We start from the raw sequence: 16,498 nt of genomic DNA, 5'->3' as shown, positions 1-16,498 counted from the left end.
ATTTTGCAAGGGAAGCGCGATGGACGATCATGCCCGTCGCGGAGGAAACGCGTCGCCATCAAGGCGGCCTGAAAATGACAAGGCATAGAAGCAACAATGAATGTCGCTGTTCGCAGTCACGCCACGACCAAACAGGCTTCGGAACATTTCGACGTGCTGATCGTCGGCGCCGGCATCTCCGGCATCGGAAGCGCCTATCACATCGAAAAGCAGCTTCCGGGCACGAGCTACGTCGTCCTCGAGACGCAGGCGACCTTCGGTGGCACCTGGAGCACGCATCGCTATCCCGGCATTCGCTCGGACAGCGATCTGCACACTTTCGGCTATAGCTTCAAGCCCTGGGTCGGGCCGCCGATCGCGACCGCCGAGGAGATCCTAGCCTACATGAACGAGGTGATCGACGACAACGATATCGCCCGCCACATCCGCTACAAGCACAAGATCGTCTCGGCCAGCTGGTCGAGCGGGCAGAATCTCTGGACCGTCGAGGCCGTGACGACGGACACCGGCGAGGCCAGGACCTTCACCGCCAACTTCCTCTGGATGTGCCAGGGTTATTATCGCCATTCTGAAGGCTATACGCCGGAGTGGAAGGGCATGGATCGCTTCAAGGGGCGAATCGTCCATCCGCAGACCTGGCCCGACGACATCGAACTCAAGGACAAGAAGGTCGTTGTGATCGGATCGGGTGCGACCGCTGCGACACTGGTGCCGAACATCGCGGACGATTGCGCGCATGTCACCATGCTGCAGCGCTCGCCGACCTATTTCCGCCTCGGGCGCAACGCCATCGAGATCGCGGAGGAGTTGCGCCGGCTCCAGGTGGATGAAGCCTGGATCCACGAGATTGTTCGACGAAAAATCCTGTTCGAGCAGGATGCGTTCACGAAGCTCTGCCTGGCCAAGCCCGAGCAGGTGAAGAAGGAGCTGATCGGTCAAATCAGCGCGGTTCTCGGTCCGGACTACGACGTCGAGACGCATTTTACGCCGAGCTACCGCCCGTGGCGGCAGCGCATCGCTTTCGTGCCCGATGCCGACCTGTTCAAGGGCATTGCCAGCGGCAAGGCCTCGGTGGTCACCGACGAGATCGAGTGCTTCGTCGAGAACGGCATCCAGCTCAAATCCGGTAAGCTGCTGGAAGCTGACGTCATCGTCACCGCGACCGGCTTCAATCTCTCGGCGCTCGGCGACATCGCATTCGAGATCGACGGCAAGCCGCTCGCTTTCGGCGACACCGTCACCTATCGCGGCATGATGTTCACGGGCGTGCCGAACATGGTCTGGGTGTTCGGCTATTTCCGTGCGAGCTGGACGCTGCGCGTCGATCTCGTCGCGGACTTCGTCTGCCGTCTGCTCGGCCATATGAAGGCCAAGGGCGCGAAGAAAGTCGAGGTCAAGCTGCGGCCCGAAGACCACAACATGCCGATCCTGCCGTGGATCGATCCGGAGAATTTCAACCCCGGCTACATCATGCGCAACATGAACCTGCTGCCCAAGCGCGGCGACAAGCCGGAATGGCAGCATAGCCAGGACTACTGGACCGAGAAGGACGAAATCCCGAAGACGGATCTTGATGACAAGGCGTTTGTGTATGGGTGAGGGTTTCCGGCAGCCCGATCCATGACTGTGGATGTGCTGATGTGAATGGCCGTCCATATGGCCGGCCATTCTGCCGCAGTTGAACGTGTCAAAACGTGGCCCGGTTGCAACATCATGTGTCGAATCTGTCCAGGTTGCAGGCTCGAAGCCGGATTCTGACCCGGCCGTAGTTCTACTGATCATCCCCGTGCCCTAAATTCCCCGGCGGCGCCACTGGGAGCGCCGCGTGGCAGGGGTTGAACTTGGAAGCTGGGTTGCCATCGAGCGGGCAGGGTTGTGCGCGCTGGTGTGTTGCCACGGCACTCTGGCTTGGCCTCGCCTCGAGCGTGGCCGTTATGGCGAGCCCCGCATCCGCGCAACAGGTCTTCAACGGATCGCAGACCACACCGAACGGCTCGGTCAACGGCGGTGGCGGCGTCTGGGACAACGTCACGACGAACTGGACCGACTTCTTCGGCTCGACCAGCACGGCCTATGACCCCGCATCAGCCGGCACGCTGTTCGGCAGCAGCGGTCCCTCGACGCCCGCGACGGGCGGTACGGTGACGGTCACGCCAGGCGGCGTGCAACTCACCAGTCTCATGGGCTTCGACCTCACCGGCGACGGCTCGATCTATACCATCCAGGGCGGTGACCTCAGGCTGGCACCAGGCGGCACCACGTTCTTCACCAACGATGTGACCGGCACCGGGGATCCCTCGGCCGTGATCACGTCCCGCATCGTCGGTAGTGGCGGCATCTCGGTGCAGGGCCCCGGTTTCCTGGCGCTGCTCGGCGCCAATACTTATGCCGGTGATACCTTCATCTGCACCTGTGGTTCGTTGCAGCTTGGTGATGCGACCCATACCGGCAGCATCATCGGCGGCGTCACCAACGAGGGCCTGTTCAAGATCGTCAACGCCGACATGTCGGGCGTCACGTCGCTCACGAACGCTTTCTCCGGCGTGACGACGTTCCTCAATGCGACCTCGGCCAGCGCCATGACGATCACCAACAATGGCCAGATCTATTTCGGTGATCCGACCGGGAGCGGAACCCACACCGCGACGGCCGGTCGGGCGACCATTACCAATGACGGCGGCCTGATCGCCTTCTTCAGTCAGACCAGTGCGGGCTCAGCCAGCATCACCAACCAGAACAGCGGCAGCACTGCGTTCATCGATCAAGCTTCGGCGGGGTCGGCGACCATCGTCAACAAGGATTTTGGCGGTACGACGTTCGGCGCCGTGCCCGGAAGCACTGCGACCGCCGCCAACGCAACGATCATCAACGAAGCCAACGGCATCACCGATTTTGGTGCGTTCTCGACTGCCGGCAATGCGACAATCATCACCAGGGACGGCGGCCAGACCTCGTTCTTCGACAATTCCACCGGCGGCGCCGCGCGCTTCATCACCACCGGCACCGGCATCGTCGATTTCGGCGGCGGCACCGGCCCCGCCGGCGACGGCCGCATCACCGCTGGATCGATCGAAGGGAGTGGCTTTTATTATATCGGCGACGGCAACACGCTCGTCGTCGGCGGCAACAATCTGTCGACCGAGGTCAGCGGCGTCATCGGCGACTCTAATCCCTGCGGTTGCGGTGCCGCCGGACCGGGCTCGCTGGAAAAAGTCGGCAGCGGAACGCTGATCCTCTCCGGCACGAACACCTATACCGGCACGACGACGGTGAATGGCGGCATCCTGCGCGTCGATGGCGATATCTCGCAGTCCATCCTGACCACGGTCAATGCGGGCGGCGCGCTGTATGGCGCCGGCATCGTCGGTAACACGGTCATCGGCAACGACGGCACCTACGCTCCCGGCGATGGCGGGCCGGGTTCGAGCATGCAGGTCCAGGGCGATCTCACTCTTCAGGCCGGCTCGGTCTATGTCGTGCAGGTTGGCAGCGCCTCCAGCACGAGCCATGCGCTCGTCACCGGAAATGTCGCGTTGAACGGCATGGTCGGCGTTGCGCTGTATCCCGGCAGCACGGTGATGAAGCACTACGCGATCATGGACTTCCTCGGCACCGCTTCAGGCAATTTTGCCGGCGTTGCCGCACCGGGTGGACTGATTGGCACGACGACCGTCGGCTCGAACGAGGTCTTGCTCGATTTCACGCTGAACTACGGCGCGAAATACGCGCTGAGCGTCAACCAGCAGCGCGTCGCGACGACCCTTCAGAACTTCTTCGACGCCAACGGCGTTCTACCAGCCGAACTCGCGGGCCTCGGCCCCGCCGGCCTGACCCAGGCCTCGGGTGAGTCCGCAACGGGATCGCAGCAGACGACGTTCAGTGCGATGAACCTGTTCATGGGCCTGCTGACCGACGTTTTCGGTGCGGGCCGCAGTGGCACGCCGGGTGCGACGCCTTATGCCGACGAGATCAGTGCGAACGCCTATGCTGCGGCTGGCAGGCGACCGAGCGATGCCTTTGCCTCGATCTATCGCAAGGCGCCGGCTCCGACGTTCGAGCAGCGCTGGGATGTCTGGGCCGCCGGCTTCGGCGGTTCGCAGACCACTGACGGCCATGCGGGGCTCGGCTCCAACGCCACCACCAGCAGCCTCTACGGCACTGCGGTCGGTCTCGATTACCGCTTCTCGCCGTCGACGGTTGCGGGCTTCGCGCTCGCCGGTGGTGGCACCGGCTTTGGCGTCAACGGACTCGGTTGGGGGCACTCCGACCTGTTCCAGGCTGGCGCCTTCGTTCGTCACAATTCCGGCCCCGCCTACATCACGGCGGCGCTCGCCTATGGCTGGCAGGATGTCACGACCAACCGCATCGTCACCGCGGCCGGCACCGATCAGCTGCGTGCGCAGTTCAACACCAACGCCGTGTCGGGCCGTATCGAGGGCGGTTATCGCCACGCAACGCCGTGGATCGGGCTGACGCCCTATGCCGCGGTCCAGGCCACGCTGTTCAGCCTGCCGAGCTATTCGGAATTCGCCGTGGTCGGCAACAACACCTTCGCACTGAACTATGCCGCCAAGGACGTGACCAGTACCCGCACCGAGCTCGGCCTGCGCGCCGACAGATCGTTCGCCGCCGCCGGCGGCGTGGTGACGTTGCGCGGCCGCGCCGCCTGGGCGCATGATTTCAATCCGGACCGCACGGTCGGCGCGGTGTTCCAGGCGCTGCCGGGTTCGGCCTTCGTCGTGAACGGCGCGGCGCTGGCGCGCGATTCCGCGCTGACCACGGCGTCGGTGCAAATGAACTGGATGAACGGCTGGTCCGCTTCGGCAACCTTCGAGGGCGAGTTCTCGAACGTCACGCGCTCCACAGCCGGCAAGGCCGTCTTGCGCTACACCTGGTAGGCTCTATCGTTTCTTTTGCGTCGGCTTGCGCGGCGGGCGCGGAGCCGCGGCGGGCGTGGGCGTTCCGCTCATCTTGTTGGCGGCCTCGCTGACATCGAGCAGCGAGCGGCGGGTGTCTTCGAGGAAGCTTGCCGATTTCTTCTTCATGGTGTCGGCGAGCTCGTGCAGCCCCTTCACCTTTTCGAACAGTTCGTCGGCCCTGCCGTCGACGAAGCCCGGCACCACGCCCTCTATCTTGGTGACCGCCTTGTCGAAGCCCGCGAACGCATTGTCGACCTTGAGCATCACCGCGTCGATCTCGTCGCCCTTGCCTTTGAGATCGGCCGTGTAGTCCTCGAAGGTACGCAGGCCCTCCTTGATGGCGGGCGCGTTGCTGACGATGGTGCGGTCGACGCTGTGCAAGGTGTCGACGATGGATTCGGCGTCACTGAGATCGGCGGTCAGCACGGGGACGCCGTCAGAATCCAGCGGCACCGGTGGCGCGGACGGAGCGCCGCCGATCAGCGAAACCGCGGCGACGCCGGTAAGGCCCTGGAACTCGATGCCGGCCACCGTGTCCTTGCGGATCGGCGCGGTGTTATCGAGCGACACCAGAGCCACGACCTTGCGTGGACTGTCCAGCTTGATCGACAAGATCTGGCCGGCCGGTACGCCGTCGAAATTGACCGGGCCGCCGCGGCGCAGTCCGCTCGCGGAGCCGCCCTCGAACACCACGCGCAACTGGCTGCGACTCTGAACCGTGCGCCACTTCTGCACGCCGAGCAGGCCGCCGAACGCCACGGCGATCACCGCCAGCGTCGCCGTTCCAATCACCAGATTGCTCGCGCGTGCCATGCGGGTGCGATTTTACGACCAAAGCGGGGAAGTTGGAAGAAGGCCGCAATACTAGCGCGGGCGGGTTAACGACTTGTCCGCCGTAGCTGGAAGAGCGAAGGCGGAGGCGTAACCCGCCGTTTGGTGCTGGCATTTGTACAAATAGGCGGATTGCGCTTCGCTAATCCGCCCATTGCGACATCAATGCTTCGCGGCGCGTTTGGCTGCGGCATTGTTCAACACGATCAGCGCATCGACCGCGACGCCGGTCTTGGCGTTGATCAGGAACGGGTTGACGTCGATGGAAGCGATCCGGTCGCCGGCGTCCGCGATCAGGTTGGACAGCCCAACCAGTGCCTTGACGGCGGAAACTTCGTGCAGAGCCGGCTTGCCGCGATAGCCGCGCATCTTGACGCCGGCCTTGGTGCGGCCGATCAGGAGCCGCGCCTCGGCCTCGTCCAGCGGTGCGCCGGCCAGCGCCACGTCCTTCATCAGCTCGATATCGACACCGCCCGTGCCGAACAGAACGACGGGCCCCATCTCGGCGTCGAGCGAGGCGCCGACCACGAGTTCGAGGTCAGCCTTGACCTGCTGCGCGATCAGGATGCCGTCGAGCTTCGGCTTGCCCTTGAGCTTCTTCACCCGCGCGGTGATGTCGGCAAATGCCTTCTTCACCTCGGCTGCGCTTTTGAGGTTAAGCACCACGCCTCCGATATCCGATTTGTGCAGGATCTCGGCGCTGACGACTTTGGCCACGACCGGAAATCCGATCTGCTTGGCGATCTTCACGGCTTCCACGGAGGTCTGCGCGATACCCTCCTTCGAAATCGGAATGCCATAGGCCTTGAGCAGCTTCTTCGAGGCGACTTCGTCGAGCGCAGCGCCGGTCGCGGATTTCAGCGCCTTCTCCAGCACAGCGCGCGCGGCGGGCTTCGAGCTCGAGACGATGTCGGGCACCTCCTTGCGCAGCTTCGCATAAGCGAGCAGCGATTTGATCGCGGTGACGGCACGGTCGAGTCCTTGCATGACCGTGAGGTGCGGCAGCGACTTGCGCAGACCCTTGGTGAACTCCGTGAAGCCGATCGACATCGCGCTGACATAGATCACGGGCTTTCCGGCCCGGCTTGCCATCTCGTCGACGATCCGCAGGTTCCGCTCGCGCAACTCGTGCGGAGCCTTGGGCAATTCAGCATCAATGATCACGACATCGATGTCGGGATCGTCGATCATCAGCTTGATCGACTTCATGTAGACGGAGGGATCGACGACTGCCGCAAAGCCGGCGTCGAGCGGATTGCCGACAATCGAACCCGGCCCCAGCATTTTCGCAAGCTCGCCGCTGGCATGTGGGCTCAAAGGTGCAAAATTAAGGCCCTCCGCGTAGAAGGCGTCGATCAGCATGCCACGCTTGCCGCCGGAGAGCGAGACCGCCGCGAGCCGATTGCCTTTGGGAACTTTGGCATGGACGAAGCATTCGGCGGTCTCGATCAATTCGTCGAGCCCGCTTACGCGGATCACGCCTTCGCGGGTTGCGATCGCGTCGAATGTCTCGATCGAGCCGGCGAGCGCGCCGGTATGCGCCATCGCTGCCGCGCGGCCACCTTCCGATGATCCGAGCTTGAGTGCGATCACCGGCTTGCTCGCGGCGCGCGCGGCTTTGCAGGCGTCCCGAAACGCCTTGGTGTTGCGCACGCCTTCGAGATAGACCACGATCACCTTGACGCTGGGATCCTCCGCGAAATAGCGCATGAGGTCGGGCGTCTCGAGCCCTGTCTCGTTGCCCGTGGTCACCATGTAGCCGACACCGACGCCGCGATCCTCCAGCGCCTGCCGGATCGCCATGACGATGGCGCCGGATTGGCCGGCGATCGCCACCGCACCCTGTTCCATGGTGACGATGCGGTCGTCGATATTGGTGAAGAGCTTTTCGCCGGCGCTCAAATTGCCGAGACAGTTGGGGCCGGTGACCGCGAGGCCCGTTTCGCGCACTGCCTGTTGCAGCTCCGCGGCGAGTTTCTGGCTCTCCTCGTCCTGCAACTCGCTGAAACCAGAGGTGACGATGGTGGCCGACCGCGCACCCGCGGCAGCGGCATCGCGGATCACCTGCACGGCAAAGCGCGCCGGCACCAGCACCAAAACGTGGTCAGGCTTCTCGGGGAGGCTCGCAAAGTCCTTGTAGCACGGCACGCCCCAGATGGTGTCGCGCTTGGCGTTGACGGGATAGAGCCCGCCCTCGAAGCCGTATTTGACCAGATTGTTCCAGATGCGCTCGGCGTAGTTGCCCGGCTTGTCGGTTGCGCCCACCAGCACGATGTTGTGCGGATGCAGCATGGCGTGGATGCCTTTGACGATGTCGCTGGCATCGGGTGGTGGCGACCATGGGCGGGCAGGAACCGATGCGGTAGAAACCTGAGCTTCCATGGCGTGATCTCACCTGTTGTTCTTCTTGGTCGTGCGTCTCCGGATCGTATGGCGAGTTGTGTGGAGTGGCAACCAGCCGCGCTGCATGCCGCGTGGCGGAATGCGCGGCGGATCGCGAGCGAAGCCCTTAATCTTCGGCCATGCTATTCGCGATCTCCGATCAGGGTGGCATGCAGGAGGTAGCGTTCGGGGCCGGACGTGATGGCGTCGAACGGCCAGCAAGTCGTAAGGACAAGCTCGAAATCCTGCGTCGAGGGATCGATGCCCGATGCGTCGAAACGGACAATCGCCGAGCCGTCCGTGCGGTAGCGAAAATGCTTGCCGTCGCTGCGTGTGACATCGACCACGTCACCTATGACGACATTCCGCAGGAAGCGGAAATGTGTATCGCGATGTGCGGCATATACGGCAACGCCGCGCTCGCCGGCGTCGACGGTTTGGTCGAGATGACCGGGGCCGAAGGCGAGGGCCTGACCGCTTGTACCAGAGAGCACGATGGCGCTGGCGCCGATCCGCTTCACCTCGATCCGTGCCACCGGCCAGGTATCCGCCCAGGACCACGGCTTGACCGGTTGGCCGGTCGCAATGCTCCGCTCGAACGCACGCTCCAGCAGCACCTGCGCGAGCCACGCCTTGGCGTGAATATAGGCGCCTTCGCCGAGCAGGAACGTTCCGACGAGTGCGAGCACCAGAGGCGAGATGAGGCGGGGCATGGGTTACACCAAAAAAAGCGCGCGCGGCCGTTGGTTTCGGGACGGGCAGCCGCGCGCGCCAAGCAAGAGGAGTTCGGGGGGCTCCTCCCTCAAGCAGCGTCGGTGAGCAAGGTCCGACGCCGGTTGAACACGAACAGGATCAGGGCGAGCGCGATCATGACCAGGCCTGCGATCATCTTCAGTTCGGCCGAGGTCGCGGTCTTGGGCAGGCGGATCGAATCCGACGTGACCGGGGCCGGCCGCCTTGCTGCAGGCTGGCCTGCATCGGCGCGGCGTTCGCGCAATTGCGCCGGCGTCAGCTGCGGCCGTTCGCCGAACACCTTCGCGAAATCCCAGCCCGCCGGCAGGTTGATCGGCAGTTCGCTGAGCTCGAGCGGTTCACCTTCGGGCCGGCTCGGCGTCTTGTCGACTGCGACGAGACTGGTCAGCCGCGTGACGATCTGATGGTCGAGGGCCAGCGCAAGGATGGTCTTGTCGGCATCCTCAGGGGTCATCTCGCGGAGCGTCCGCGCCACCTCGGCATCGCTGATCTTGCGCCTGGCCCAGAGTTTCGACAGGCCTTTGCCTTCGGCGGCATTTTGCAGCGGCAGCGTCACCGACCATGGCCGGTCGCCGACGCGACCCTTGATCTCCAGCGAGCCTGCGAGCTTGTCGAGCTTCGCCGCCAGCACCAGCGGCTCGTCGCGGTAGACGTCGGGGATGATCGCGGGGGTGATATCGGCCTTGGCTTCGGAGAATTTTGCGCTGAGGCCGGTCACGGCGGGATTCTCCAGCTTGGCGAACAGGCCGCGCATGCGCTCCTCGACCTGCTCGACGGAGCCGATATGAGTGAAGGCGCCGCGACCGAGTTCGGAGGCCCGCGTCATCAGGTAGGTGTTGGGCGCGGAGCCGATGCCGACCATGAAGATGCGCGAGCGGCCGCGCATCGCCGTGATGGTCTCGAACAATTGCTGTTCGTTGCCGATCGCGCCGTCGGTCAGGAAGACGATCTGGCGAACCATGCTGGTGTCGGCGAGCTTGTCGGTCAGGGCCGCACGCATCGCCGGTACCATCTCGGTGCCGCCGCGGGCCTGCAATGCGCTGACGAACGAGGTCGCTTCACCGACGTGCGCAGCGTCGGCCGGAACCGAGGCCGGAAACAATACGTCCATGGTATCGTCGAAGCGGATCACGTTGAAGCGGTCGTTCGGCTGGAGGCGGCCGAGTGCGTAGAGAAGGCTCGCCTTGGCCTGCTCGATCGAGGTGCCGCCCATCGAGCCGGAATTGTCGATCACGAACACCACTTCGCGAGATAGCGGCTTCTGCGTGGCCTGCTCGGTGGCCGGCGGCGTGACGAAGGCGAGCAGATAGTCGGCATCGCCGACGTGCTCGCGGAACAGGCCGACCGAAGGCGCCTTTCGGGCGGCCGGCTTCCAAGTCAGCTCGAAGTCGCGATCGGCGGGCACGGTGCCGTCGGCAAGCGTCACCACGCGTGTCGTGTCGTCGGGGCTCTCGATCTTGACGTTGTGGTAATGGCTCGTCACCTCGCCGAGCGCAAAGCCGGAATGCAAATGCACCGTGATGCTGGTCGGATTCACCGGCGCGTTCTCGGCGGGATCGAGGACCTGTGGCGAGATGCGATCACGGTCCGGCACCGCGTCGGACGTGGTTGCGCCCCAGCCGGAGCCGTCCTTGCGGAAGTCGACGCTCTGCACGATCGGTGCCGGATTGTAGCGCGGCCCGACCACCAGCGGCACGCGCAGCGAATATTCGTTGCCGGATTGATGCACCGGCTCCTGATATTCGATCTGCACGAGCACTGTTTCGCCGGGGCCGATATTGGCGACCGAGTTGGTGAAGATGTTCGGCCGCTCCTGCTCGGTGAGTGCGGCCTTCTGCCCGGTGCGGCGGGCCTGCTCGTAGATGGTTCGCGCTTGCTGACGCTCCTTGATGTCGCCGACGATGACGCGATCGCCGACCACCATCTTCAGCGTGTCGACCGCGCCGGCACTCGCCAGCGGATAGACATAGGTCGCCTCGACCCAGTGTTTGGTCGGATTGCGGAAGATCTGTGTGACGCGCGTGCGCAGCGTCGGACCAGAGACCGTGACGTCGACGTCGATCCCGAGACGGATGGCTTCAGTATAGGCACCGTCTTCCCTAAGCAGGAGGGTGCCGGATTTGGCGTCCCCAGGCTGAAGCAGGCTCGCCTGCTCCGTCGTCGCCGACCAGGAGGTCTCGAAGCTCACCAGCAGGGCCACGAAACTGACCAGGAGCACGGCGATGCTCTGCGCCAGCAGGAACAGCCCGACCTTGATCAGCCTGCCGAGCCAAGGGTGTTCGTCGCTGTCGACCGTGTCGTAATTGTCCATTTGCCTGCTCCCGAAGCGTGTTTGACGACGCCGAGCATCGGTCGGGAGGGCCGGATCCCGCGAGCAGAATGATTGGCAATGTTCCGTCGCGGTCGGCCTGGGCGGCCGGCAGCTTGGGCGGCCGTGTCCGGTTTTGTGCTGACTTGTCCGCCCTGCTAGACTGGCCGCCGTGGAGCAGGGTTAATGATGCAGACGCAAGACAAGCTCTCTGACAAGCAGCTTTCGGACGAGCAGAGCCGGGAGGTTGCAGAGACGATCCGCGAGGAAATCGCCAAGCGCCGCATCTCGCGGCAGGCGCTGGCCGAGCAGGCCAAGCTCAGCCTGTCGACGCTGGAAAAGGCGCTCGGCGGCCGTCGTCCGTTCACACTGGCGACCACGGTCCGGCTGGAGCAGGCGCTAGGCGTGTCCCTGCGCAAGAGCCAGGTTGCGCCGGCGCCCGCGGCAGGCAACGATGTCGCCCCAGACGGCCTCGGCTCCTATTCGCATCGCGCCGTGACATGGCTCGAGGGTGTCTACATCACGCTGCGACCTTCCTTTGGCGACAAGGATGCGATCTTCGCCTATCGCACCGAGATCGTCTGGGAGCCAAAGGTCTCCTCGCTGGTCTTCCGCGAGGGCGAGCGGACGGACGCGGCCTACGAGCACACCGGCGAAGTCGCGGTGCCGCATCAGTCCGGATTCATCTATCTCGTCATCAACAAGCATGGCCAGCACCGGGTGATCACGGTGTCGCGGCCGACCGTGACTGGCGCGATGTATGGCATCATCTCGACGCTGCGTGCCGGCGCCGGCTCGCAATTGACGCCGGTCGCTGCGCCGATCGCTTATGTGCCGCTCAAGAATGTCCCGACCCCGTCGCTGGGGCGGATCGCGCCTGGCGACGTCAACCATGCACTCTACCGCGATCATTTGCGCCGTACCGTCGAGGAATCCTTTGCACTCTTGCTGCCGGGATAGTCCGCCGCGCGCGGCCTGCAAGAAAAATAGCGGCCCTGCGGCCGCTATTTCCTCGAGATGTGCGAGGCTCGTGGCGAACTAGCCGCCGACATCGGCGCTGATGATGTCGCCGAACAGCTCCCAGTGACCACTCTTGAACCGCCACATCTTCAGCTGCTCGATCGGCGCAAAATCGTTGGCCGACGTGTTGATCTTGATCCCCGGGATCAGCGTATCCGGGATAAAGTCCTTCAGGCTCGCGGCCTGCTTCATCACGTTCTCGCGGGTGAGATTGTCGCCAGCCTGCTTCAGCACCTGCACCATCGTCTGGGCGGCGGCGTAGCCGTAGACCAGGTTGGTGTCCGAGATGTTGGCGCCGGGCATGTATTTTTCGATGAAGGCCAGGAACTTCTTCATGCCCTCGTTGTCCTTCCACTGCGGATCGGACGCATCCATCAGGTAACCGGCCGAGAGCACGCCCTCGGAAGCCTCGAAGCCGGCGGGCTTCATCACCGCCCCGATCGACACCGACACGTCGGTCATCAGATGCATCGGCTTCCAGTTAAGCTCGGCGATCTTCTTGATGGCCTGAGCCGCGAATTTCGGGGTCGAAATGTTCACGAAGACATCGGCGCCTGTATCCTTGAGCTTGACGATATGCGCATCGATCGAGGGCTCCGACGTCTCGTAGCTTTCCTCGGCCACGATCAGCTTCGAGGCCTTGTCGCCGAACACGTCCTTGATGCCGGCAAGGTAGTCCTTGCCGAAATCGTCGTTGGCATAGAAGATCGCGACCTTCGCGTCCGGCTTCTCCTTCAGAATGTATTTTGCGAAGATCCGTGCCTCGACCCGGTAGCTGGGCTGGAAGCCCATGGTCCAGGGGAAGTTCTTCGGATCGTTCCACTTGCTGGCGCCGGTGGCGAGGAAGAGCTGCGGCACTTTCTTGGAGTTCTGATATTTCTGCACGGCGGTCTGGGTCGGTGTGCCCAGCGCGTTGAACACGAGGAAGACCTCGTCGCTCTCGATCAGCTTGCGGATCTGCTCCACCGTTTTCGGCGGCGAATAGCCATCGTCATAGGAAATGAAGTTGATCTTGCGGCCGTTGATGCCGCCCTGATCGTTGATCATCTTGAAATAGGCTTCCTCGGTCTTGCCGATGATGCCGTAGGCGGACGCCGGGCCGGAATATGCCTCGACATTGCCGATCTTGATCTCGGTGTCGGTGACGCCGGTGTCGTATGTCTTCTGGGCAAAGGCGCCCTGGGTTGAGAGCAGCGTCAGCGCGGTCGCTGCGGCAAGCAGGGGGAGTTTCTTGTTCATGAAAATTCCTTGGTTTTTCCTTGGCGATTCTTCTGGGTTGGGGCAGGCACGTCAAAAAACAGAAGCGCCCGCGAAGGGGCGCTTTGATCAGGCATTGGCGACATTCTTGTCGACTTCGGAAGCCACCGAGAATTCCTTGCGCAGGGTCGGCTTGTGGATCTTCCCGGTGGCGTTGCGCGGCAGGGCATCGATGAAGCGGATTTGCCGCGGGCATTTGAAGCGCGCCAGATTGGCCGCGCAATGGGCGAAGACGTCGGCCTCGGTCAGCCGCTGGCCTTGTTTGACCGCGACGATGGCGAGGCCGACCTCGCCCCATTGCGGGTCGGGAATGCCGATCACCGCGGCCTCCGCAATCGCGGTGAGCTGGTGCAGGACGTTCTCGACCTCCGCCGGATAGACGTTCTCGCCGCCGGAGATGTACATGTCCTTCCAGCGGTCGACGATGTAGTAGAAGCCCTCGTCATCGACGCGGGTTGCATCGCCGGTGTGCAGCCAGCCGTCGGTGAAGGAGGTCTTGTTCGCCTCGGGCCTGTTCCAGTAGCCCGGCGTGATGTTCGGTCCCTTGACCCAGAGCTCACCGAGCTCGCCGACATCGGCATCGCTGCCGTCGGGGCGGACGATGCGGACCTCCGTGTGCAGCACCGGCTTGCCGGCAGAGCCGGCCTTGCGTGCCGCGTCCTCGCGGTCGAGCACCAGCACGGCCGGCGAGGTCTCGGTCATGCCGTAACCCTGCTGAAGCGCGACGCCGCGCGCTTCCCAAGCTTTCAGCAGCGGCAACGGCATCGGCGCGCCGCCGACACCGCCGACGATCAATCGGGACAGATCAGTCGTTGCGAACGCCGGATGCTGCGCCATGAACTGGTAGATCGCGGGCACGCCGAAGAACACGTTGATGCCCTGCGCCGGGTCGCCGATCAGGCCGAGCGCCGTGCCGGGATCGAAGGCGCGCATGATCATCACGGTGCCGCCGGCGTGCAGGACCGGGTTGGTGTAGCAATTCAATCCGCCGGTGTGGAACAGCGGCAGCACGGTGAGCAGCACCGAGGACGGTCCGATGCAGGCGGGCCCGCCGAGATTAACGCAATTCCAGAAGGTCATGCCATGCGTAATGGTCGCGCCCTTCGGGTGTCCCGTCGTGCCCGACGTGTACATGATGGTCGAGATATCATCGAGCGTGACTTCTTCGGCGCGCTCGAGCGGTTTCGCCGCGGCGATGCCTGCCTCATAAGCGCCGCCGGGCCCGAGCAGCAAACTTGTCGCGACGTTGCAGAGCTTTGCGACGCTGAGCGCCGTCTCGGCCAGATCGGTGTCGTGGATCATCACCTTCGGCGCGCAATCGCCGGTGATGAACTGAAGCTCGGGGACGGTGAGGCGGGTGTTCAGGGGCACGAAGACGGCACCCAATCGTCCGCACGCGAACTGCACCTCCAGCGTGTCGGTCGTGTTCAGCGCCAGCACCGCGACGCGATCGCCGCGCGCAACCTTCAGCGTATGACGGAAGAACGAGGCGAGGCGCGAGACGCGCGCATTGAGCTCTGCATAGGTGAAGCGGCGGCCGCTCGCGAGATCGATGGTCGCGACCTTGCCGGGAGCGCGGCGCGCATGATGAGCGATCCAGTCGTAGTAACGAACGGCCAACGCTTCCTCCCTCGGCGGTCTTGTGCCGCCTGAATTTTATTGCTGTGCACCATGCCCGGCTGGCCCTGGGAGGCCAGCCGGAGTTTCTGTGCAGCAGTCTTTTTTGATTTGGAGTTGGCCTGCGAGGGGTGAAAATCGTCTTGCGTTGAGTTGCTAGGCCATGACCCGCGAGGTGCTGCTCCCCCAGCCAGCCACTGCGCGCAAGTGAGCCGGCGATGTTCCAGCCATGGTGGAACGAGAAGAGAGTCGTCGAAGGCGCGCACGCCATGAAGAGCCCGTTTTATACCGCCGAGCACGACGCCTTCCGCGACGTGATGCGCCGCTTCGTTGACAAGGAGATCGCGCCGTTCGCCCATGAGTGGGACGAGGCCGGCGAATTCCCTCGTGCGCTCTATCGCAAGGCGGCCGAGATCGGCCTGTTGGGCCTCGGATTCCCCGAGGAATATGGCGGGATCGCCGCCGACCAGTTCATGAAGATCGTTGCGAGCCAGGAATTGGCGCGGGCAGGTGCCGGCGGCGTCAGCGCCAGTCTGATGAGCCACACCATCGGCTCGCCGCCGATCGCCCGCGCAGCGCGGCCCGAAGTGAAGGCACGCGTGCTGCCGCAGGTGCTGTCAGGTGAGAAGATCTCGGCGCTCGCCATCACCGAGCCGGGCGGCGGGTCAGATGTCGCGAGCCTCCGTACCCGCGCTCGGCGCGACGGCAATCACTACGTCGTGAGCGGTGAGAAGACCTTCATCACCTCGGGCGTGCGCGCCGATTATCTGACCGTTGCGGTGCGTACGGGCGGCGAGGGTGCCGGCGGTGTCAGCCTGCTCCTGATCGAAGGCGATACGCCCGGCCTGTCGCGCACCAGGCTGAAAAAGATGGGCTGGTGGGCCTCCGACACCGCGACGCTGCATTTCGACGATTGCCGTGTGCCGGCCGAAAACCTGATCGGCGAGGAGGGCCAAGGCTTCAAGATCATCATGCAGAATTTCAACAGCGAGCGCATGGGCATGGCCGCGGGCTGCACCGCCTTTGCCCGCGTCTGTCTCGACGAGGCGGTCGCCTACGCCAAGGAGCGCAAGACCTTTGGCAAGCCGCTCGCCCAGCATCAGGTCATCAGGCACAAGATCGTCGACATGGCGCAGAAGGTTGCGGCGTCGCAAGCGATGCTGGAAATGCTGGCTTGGCGACTCGAGCAGGGCGAAAGCCCGGTGGCAGAAATCTGCATGATGAAAAACCAGGCGACGCAGACCATGGCGTTCTGCGCTTCCGAAGCCGTTCAGATCTTTGGCGGCGCCGGCTTCATGCGCGGCATCAAGGCCGAGCGCATCTACCGCGAAGTCAAGGTCAATGCCATCGGCGGCGGCACCGAGGAGATCATGAAGGATCTGGCGTCGCGGCAGATGGGGTTGTGACGAGA

10 protein-coding genes are annotated in these 16,498 nt (G+C 63.9%); 4 read left to right on the top strand and 6 right to left on the bottom strand.

Features of this window, described 5'->3' with window-relative positions; genetic code table 11:
- Positions 1-96: 96 nt before the first annotated feature.
- Both QY049_RS30250 and QY049_RS30245 read left to right on the top strand, forming a co-directional pair.
- The gene (locus tag QY049_RS30250) at positions 97-1,599 is read left to right on the top strand and encodes an NAD(P)/FAD-dependent oxidoreductase (RefSeq protein WP_258764279.1); all 1,503 of its coding nucleotides are present in this window, start codon (positions 97-99) and stop codon (positions 1,597-1,599) included.
- Between the two features lie 335 nt (positions 1,600-1,934).
- Positions 1,935-4,898 (top strand): autotransporter domain-containing protein, encoded by a 2,964-nt coding sequence (locus QY049_RS30245; protein ID WP_258764278.1) that lies wholly within the window; start codon positions 1,935-1,937, stop codon positions 4,896-4,898.
- Positions 4,899-4,901: 3 nt separating this feature from the next.
- Here QY049_RS30245 and QY049_RS30240 read toward each other — a convergent pair whose 3' ends face one another.
- The 4 genes from QY049_RS30240 to QY049_RS30225 form a co-directional block, all read right to left on the bottom strand.
- Positions 4,902-5,732 carry an MlaD family protein gene (locus QY049_RS30240; protein WP_258764277.1) on the bottom strand — a complete coding sequence of 277 codons (831 nt, stop codon included), beginning with the start codon at positions 5,730-5,732 and terminating at the stop codon, positions 4,902-4,904.
- A 180-nt stretch (positions 5,733-5,912) separates the two neighbouring features.
- The gene (locus QY049_RS30235; protein ID WP_194478512.1) at positions 5,913-8,132 is read right to left on the bottom strand and encodes an acetate--CoA ligase family protein; all 2,220 of its coding nucleotides are present in this window, start codon (positions 8,130-8,132) and stop codon (positions 5,913-5,915) included.
- A gap of 143 nt (positions 8,133-8,275) precedes the next feature.
- On the bottom strand, positions 8,276-8,845 hold the full coding sequence (locus QY049_RS30230) for a class GN sortase (RefSeq protein ID WP_258764275.1): 570 nt from the start codon (positions 8,843-8,845) through the stop codon (positions 8,276-8,278).
- An 89-nt stretch (positions 8,846-8,934) separates the two neighbouring features.
- Complete coding sequence (locus QY049_RS30225; protein ID WP_258764274.1) at positions 8,935-11,196, bottom strand: marine proteobacterial sortase target protein; 2,262 nt, start codon at positions 11,194-11,196, stop codon at positions 8,935-8,937.
- 186 nt (positions 11,197-11,382) lie between these two features.
- Here QY049_RS30225 and QY049_RS30220 point away from each other — a divergent pair, with 186 nt between their 5' ends.
- The gene (locus QY049_RS30220) at positions 11,383-12,153 is read left to right on the top strand and encodes a helix-turn-helix transcriptional regulator (RefSeq protein WP_258767088.1); all 771 of its coding nucleotides are present in this window, start codon (positions 11,383-11,385) and stop codon (positions 12,151-12,153) included.
- Between the two features lie 78 nt (positions 12,154-12,231).
- Here QY049_RS30220 and QY049_RS30215 read toward each other — a convergent pair whose 3' ends face one another.
- Both QY049_RS30215 and QY049_RS30210 read right to left on the bottom strand, forming a co-directional pair.
- The gene (locus QY049_RS30215; protein WP_258764273.1) at positions 12,232-13,452 is read right to left on the bottom strand and encodes an ABC transporter substrate-binding protein; all 1,221 of its coding nucleotides are present in this window, start codon (positions 13,450-13,452) and stop codon (positions 12,232-12,234) included.
- A gap of 87 nt (positions 13,453-13,539) precedes the next feature.
- On the bottom strand, positions 13,540-15,090 hold the full coding sequence (locus tag QY049_RS30210) for a long-chain fatty acid--CoA ligase (RefSeq protein ID WP_258764272.1): 1,551 nt from the start codon (positions 15,088-15,090) through the stop codon (positions 13,540-13,542).
- Positions 15,091-15,356: 266 nt separating this feature from the next.
- Here QY049_RS30210 and QY049_RS30205 point away from each other — a divergent pair, with 266 nt between their 5' ends.
- A complete protein-coding gene (locus QY049_RS30205) occupies positions 15,357-16,493 on the top strand; it encodes an acyl-CoA dehydrogenase family protein (RefSeq protein WP_194478507.1) in 1,137 nt (378 codons plus the stop codon).
- The last annotated feature ends 5 nt before the right edge of the window (positions 16,494-16,498 follow it).

Origin of the sequence: Bradyrhizobium sp. WYCCWR 13022 (genome assembly GCF_030435535.1) — a bacterium.
Classification (GTDB): Bacteria; Pseudomonadota; Alphaproteobacteria; order Rhizobiales; family Xanthobacteraceae; genus Bradyrhizobium.
Note: the sequence above shows the minus strand (reverse complement) of the source record. Positions and strands in the feature narration are given on the sequence as shown.